We start from the raw sequence: 5985 nt of genomic DNA on the forward strand, positions 1-5985 counted from the left end.
TGCCCCTCCACCACATCCACATCCCCCACAGACAACCCCGCACTCGCCAACGCCTGACGAATCACCCGCTGCTGCGACGGACCATTCGGCGCCGTCAGACCATTGGACGCACCATCCTGATTCACCGCCGAACCCCGCACCACCGCCAACACCCGATGCCCATTCGCCCGCGCATCCGACAACCGCTCCAACAACAACAACCCCGCACCCTCAGCAAACCCCGTACCATCCGCACCATCCGAAAACGCCTTGCACCGACCATCCACAGCCAGACCACGCTGCCGAGCAAACTCCGTGAATATGCCCGGAGTCGACATCACAGTGGAACCACCAGCCAAAGCCATGCTGCACTCACCACTGCGCAGTGCCTGCGCAGCCAGGTGCACAGCGACCAAGGACGAAGAGCACGCCGTGTCAATCGTCACCGCCGGCCCCTCAAAACCAAACGTGTACGAAATACGGCCCGACGCCACACTCGATGTGGTGCCCGTGAGGAGGTATCCCTCATGGTCCTCGGAAGGTTCGCTGAGCTGGGAGCCGTAGTTCTGCGAGATGACTCCGACGAACACACCGGTGCGGCTGCCCTTGATGTCCTCGGGGCGGATTCGGGCGCGCTCCAGCAGTTCCCATGACGTCTCCAGCAGCAACCGCTGCTGGGGGTCGATGGCCTCGGCCTCGCGAGGGCTGATGCCGAAGAAGGCAGCGTCGAACTGGTCTGCCTCGTCAAGAAAGCCGCCGGTGGTGCAGTAGGTCGTCCCCACTGTCTCCGGGTCGGGGTCGTAGAGCGCGTCGCGGTCCCAGCCACGGTTGTCGGGAAACTCTCCGATCGCGTCCTCGCCCCGCTCCAGCAGTTCCCACAACTCCTCGGGAGACGAAACCCCACCCGGGAACCGGCAACTCATCGCTACCACCGCGATCGGTTCCTGATCCCTGCCCTCGACCTCCGCCTCCGCGTCCCGCAGACGCTGACGGGTCTGGTGCAGGTCGGTGGTGACGCGCTTCAGGTACTCGCGCAGCTTCTGCTCATTGTTGGCCATGACCTGGTCAGCCCCTTCAGGAGATTCCGAGCTCGTTGTCGATGAAGTCGAAGATCTCGTCATCGCTGGCAGATGTGATCTTTTCGTTGACGACGTCGCTGTCGGCATCGTTGCCGGCGTCGTCGCCCAGGGCGTCCCGTACGTTGCCGAGCTTGACCAGGACGTCCTGTAGCCGGGTGGTGAGTTCGGTGTACGTCTCTTCGTCCGTAAGGACCCCGTCGACCGCCGGATCCTCCAGGGCGGGCGCCCCGGGAGCCGCTCGGTCCAGCGAGTTCTCAAGCCTGCTGAGTTCGGCGAGGACCGCGGCAACCGTGCCGGTTCCCCCGATGGCCGGTGGTGCCAGTTGCTCACGCAGCTGCTCGGCGAGTGCGGCCGGCGTCGGGTGGTCGAATACGAGCGTTGCCGCCAGAGGCAGCCCCGTCGCCCCCTTGAGGCGGTTGCGCAGTTCGACCGCTGTCAGGGAGTCGAAGCCGATCTCCTTGAAAGCACGGTCGGCGACGACGCTTCCGGGTGAGGAGTGGCCGAGCACTGCCGCCACATGGGTCCGTACCAGTTCCAGGAGCAGCGCACGCTGCTGGGCCTGCTTCAGTCCTGCCAGCCTTGCGGACCATGTCTGTTCGCCGCCTGCGACCGGTGCGGTGCGGCGGCCCGCTGCCACGCGTCGTGCTGGGGTACGGACGAGAGAGCGCACCATGTGCGGCAGGGCCGACGGGTCGGTGGTGCGGAGCGCGGCCGTGTCCAAGGGTGCGGTGACCAGGACCGCCTGGTGACTTGCGTAGGCGGCGTCGAAGAGTGCAAGACCCTGCTCGTTGGTGAGCTTCCGGGCCCCGGCGCGTTCCAGCCTCGTGCGGGCTGCCTCGTCCAGGTGCCCGGTCATGGTGCTGGCTTCCTCCCACAGTCCCCAGGCGAGCGAAGTCGCCGCGAGTCCGTTCGAGTGCCGGTCCTGAGCGAGGGAGTCGAGGAACGCGTTGGCGGCCGCATAGTTGGCCTGCCCCGCTGTGCCGAGCGTGCCGGCCAGGGAGGAGAAGAGCACGAAGGCGGACAGGTCGAGATCGCGGGTGAGTTCGTGCAGATGCCAGGCCGCGTCAAGTTTGGGCCGGAACACGGTGTCGAGTCGCGTCGGGTTGAGGCCGGGAATGACCGCGTCGTCGATCACACCGGCAGCGTGTATGACGGCGGTGAGCGGATGTTCCTCGGGTACGGAGTCGAGCATGTCCGCGAGCTGGTCCCTGTCGGCGACGTCGCAGGCGGCAATCGTCACGGTTTCGGCGCCCAGTGTGATCAGTTCGTCTACGAGGTCGTCGGCCCCGTCCGCATCCCGGCCGCGTCGGCTGCTGAGCAGCAGATGCTTCACGCCGTGCTCGGAGACCAGGTGCCGTGCAAGCAGGCTTCCGAGAGTTCCGGTGCCTCCCGTGATGATCGTGGTGCCCTCGGGGTTGCTGGGGGCAGGCAGGGTGAGCACGATCTTGCCGGTGTGTTTGGCCTGGCTGAAGTGTCGGAAGGCTTCGGGTGCCCGGTGGATGTCCCACGCGGTGACGGGAAGCGGCCGGAGCGCCCCACTGTCGAACAGCCAGACGAGCTCGGTCAGCATTTCCTGGATGCGGTCAGGGCCCGCGTCCAGCACGTCGTACACCTGGTAGTGGACGTCCGAGTACTCAGCGGCGATCTCCTGTGCGTCGCGGATGTCGGTCTTGCCCATCTCCAGAAAGCGACCGCCGCGCGGCAACAGGCGCAGGGAGGCGTCGATGTACTCCCGGGCCAGGGAATTGAGCACGACGTTCACGCCCTGGCCATCTGTCGCGTGGAGGAACTGCTGCTCGAAGTCCAGTTCCCGCGACGACGCGATATGCGCGTCGTCCAGGCCGAGCGCCCGCAGCGTGGCCCACTTGCCCGGACTGGCCGTGCCGTACACCTCTACGCCCCAGTGCTGGGCGAGCTGGAGTGCGGCCATGCCGACACCGCCGGTCGCAGCGTGCAGCAGAAGGGATTCCCCTGCCCTGATTCCGGCGAGGTCGGCGAGGCCGTAGTAGGCGGTAAGGAACACGACCGGCAGGCCGGCGGCCTCGGCGAAGGAGAAGCCCTTGGGCATCGGGGCGAGCAGGCGCGCGTCGGCCACGGTGATCGGCCCCATGCCGCCCGACATGAGGCCCATGACACGGTCTCCCGGGGCGAAGGCGCTGACTCCTGGACCGACTTCCAGGACGACACCGGATCCTTCGCCCGCCGCCGGGCGTTCGTCGTCCGGCACCATGCCAAGAGCCAGGAGAATGTCCCGGAAGTTCAGTCCGGCCGCTCGCACGGCGATCCGTACGTATCCGGACCGCAGCGGTTCCCGGACCTCGGGGCAGGCGTCGAAGGCCAGGCCCTCAAGTCCTCCCTTGCCGGTGAGATTCAGCCTCCAGGTCGGTTCGCCCTCGGGCGGTGCGAGGACCGTGGAGGTGTCGGCCCTGGCCAGTCGAGCCGCCTGTACGACCCCGTGGCGCACGGCGAGTTGAGGTTCTCCGCTTCTCAGTGCTGCCGGCAGAGCGGCGGCCGACTCGGTCTGGGAGTCCAGGTCGAGGAGACCGAACCGTCCGGGCTCTTCCGACTGGGCGGAGCGCAGGAGGCCCCAGACCGCGGACGCGTCGGGAGCGGCGGTGTGCTCACCACCGTGAACGGCCACGGCGTCCCGGGTCACGACGACCAGCCGTGCACCGGCGAACCGTTCGTCGGCCAGCCACTCCTGTGCCAGGGCGAGCACCCGGGCTGCTGTGTCGTGCGCACCGGTTGCGGGATCGGTGTCCGCCGGGCGTGGGGGGACGGTGAACAGGACGTCCACGGGCAGCGGCAGGCCTGAGGCGACGGCCTCTCCGAGTGCGGCCAGGTCGGGGAAGGCTGCCGGGCTTGCTCCGCCGAGCGCCGCGCTCAGGGCCTCGGTGAGGCCGAACGGGTCGTCGCCGAGCAGTGCCGCGTCGAATCCCTCCCGGTCGGGACCGGTCGCGTCCGGGACGGTCGCGTCCGGGACGACGTGGCCGTCCGCCTCCGGCAGATCGGATATGCCGGTCCAGTCGACCTGGAACAACTGGTCGGTCCCCTTGGCCGACGACGGGGACGCCGCGGCACGTCGCAGTTCGTCCAGCGGGATGGGCCGTGCCGTGAGCGATTCGACAGTGAGGACGGGGGCGCCCTCGATATCGTCGAGCCTAAGGGAAACAGTGTCGGTGCCCGCGGACGTCACACTGACCCGCAGGTCCCGTGCTTCGTCGGCGTGCAGGCGTATCCCGCTCCAGGAGAACGGCAGCATCACCTGATCGGACGCGTCGTCGTCCCCGGTCGCGAGCGCCAGCGGGTGCAGGGCGCTGTCGAGCAGCCCCGGGTGGATGCCGAAGCCCGTCGCCGGGACGTCGTCGGGCAGGCTGATCTCCGCGTACGTGTTTCCGTCCAGCCGCCATGCGGCCCGCAGCCCCTGGAAGGCCGGGCCGTAGGTGAATCCGATGTCCGCGAGGAGGTCGTAGGCGTCGTCGACGGGCAGCAATCGGGCCCCGGCCGGCGGCCATGCGGTGGGTTCGGCGCTGGGCTGCGCGGAGTCGTTCTCCGTGTCTGCTGTGGCGAGGATGCCGGTCGCATGCCTGGTCCAGGGCGCGTCCGCGGCCTGTCCGTCGTCTGCGGACCGCGAGTGGACCGTGACGGAGCGGCGGCCCTTGCCGTCGTCGTCCCCTGTCATGACCTGTATCCGGACCGCTTCCCTTCCGGGGCCCAGCACCAGCGGTGCCTCGATCGTGAGTTCCTCGACCGTGCCGCAACCCACCTGCTCGGCGGCGTGCAGCGCGAGTTCGACGAACCCGGCGCCCGGCAGCAGAACCGCACCTCCGACCTCGTGATCGGCCAACCAGGGGTGGGTGGCGCAGGACAGGAGGCCGGTGAACACCGTGCCCTGACCGCCGGCCAGTTCGACTGCCGCGCCCACCAGCCCGTGCTGCGATGTGGTCAGTCCGACCGACCCGACGTCCCCTGTCTCTGCCGGGACGTCGAGCCAGTAGCGGTCCCTCTGGAACGCGTACGTGGGCAGCGTCACCTTCTTCGCCCGGCACCCCTCGAACAGCACCGGCCACTTCACCTCCGCCCCGTTCACCCAGGCCTCGGCCACCGAGGCGAAGAAGCGTTCCCGTCCCCCCTCGTCACGGCGCAGGCTGCCGACGGCCGCGCCGCTCACCCCGGCCGACTCCAGCGTCTCGTCGACACCGAAGGTGAGGACGGGGTGGGCGCTGGCCTCGATGAACAGGTGGTGTCCGGTGCCGATGAGGCTGCGCGTTGCCTCCTCGAAGCGGACGGTGTGGCGGAGGTTGTCGTACCAGTAGTCGGCGTCCAGCGCCCGGTCGGCAGGGAGGAGTCCACCGGTGAGGGTGGAGTAGAACGGCACGTCGGGCGCACTGGGTGTGATGCCGGCGAGCAGGTCCAGCAGCTCTTCGTGAATCACCTCGACCTGCGGTGAGTGCGAGGCGTAGTCCACCGGGATCCGCCGTGCCTGGACGGCGTCCTTCTCGCAGGCAGCCATCAGACGGTCGAGGGCCTCGGGCGCACCGGAGACCACGGTCGAGGAGGGGCCGTTGACGGCGGCGACTCCGAGGTCCCGGTCGGTGGCCGTGTAACGGGTTTCGACATCGGTCACGGGAAGCGTCACTGACACCATTCCGCCGCTCCCGGCCAGACTGCGCAGGACCTTGCTGCGGAGGGCGACGATGCGGGCGGCGTCGTCGAGACCGAGCGCACCCGCCACATACGCGGCAGCGATCTCCCCCTGCGAATGACCCACCACAGCGGCCGGCCGCACACCGTACGACTTCCACAACGCAGCCAACGACACCATCACCGAGAACAGAACCGGCTGCACCACATCCACCCGGTCCAACGACGCCGCACCCTCACGCCCCCACAACACATCCTCCAACGACCAATCCACATACCGCGA

The 5985-nt window shown here is 68.5% G+C and carries 2 protein-coding genes; both read right to left on the reverse strand.

The genetic code is table 11. The annotated features are described in order from the left end of the window. Nucleotides 1-1037 (reverse strand): beta-ketoacyl synthase N-terminal-like domain-containing protein (locus ACFVW8_RS38040; RefSeq protein ID WP_389698439.1); only part of this gene is annotated, 1037 nt, incomplete at its 3' end. Between the two features lie 16 nt (nt 1038-1053). Beyond that, on the reverse strand, nt 1054-5964 hold the full coding sequence (locus ACFVW8_RS38045) for an SDR family NAD(P)-dependent oxidoreductase (protein ID WP_389698441.1): 4911 nt from the start codon (nt 5962-5964) through the stop codon (nt 1054-1056). Between the last annotated feature and the right edge of the window lie 21 nt (nt 5965-5985).

Source organism: Streptomyces sp. NPDC058221 (genome assembly GCF_042882365.1).
Lineage (GTDB): Bacteria > Actinomycetota > Actinomycetes > Streptomycetales > Streptomycetaceae > Streptomyces.